The 276-nt window shown below is 54.3% G+C and carries 1 rRNA gene; it reads left to right on the forward strand.

What is annotated here, in order from left to right:
• A 16S ribosomal RNA gene (locus tag ACTHSL_RS13560) occupies window positions 1-276 on the forward strand; the annotation flags it as partial.

Below are 276 nucleotides of genomic sequence, written 5' to 3' on the forward strand. Positions count from 1 at the left end.
GTAATACGAAGGGGGCAAGCGTTGTTCGGAATTACTGGGCGTAAAGCGCGTGTAGGCGGCTCTTCAAGTCAGGCGTGAAAGCCCCGAGCTCAACTCGGGAACTGCGTTTGATACTGTCGAGCTAGAGTGTGGAAGAGGCAATCGGAATTCCGTGTGTAGCGGTGAAATGCGTAGATATACGGAGGAACACCAGAGGCGAAGGCGGATTGCTGGGCCAACACTGACGCTGAGACGCGAAAGCTAGGGTAGCAAACGGGATTAGATACCCGTGTAGTC

Origin of the sequence: Neisseria sp. P0008.S010, from assembly GCF_051962715.1 — a bacterium.
In the GTDB taxonomy this organism is placed as follows: domain Bacteria; phylum Pseudomonadota; class Gammaproteobacteria; order Burkholderiales; family Neisseriaceae; genus Neisseria; species Neisseria elongata.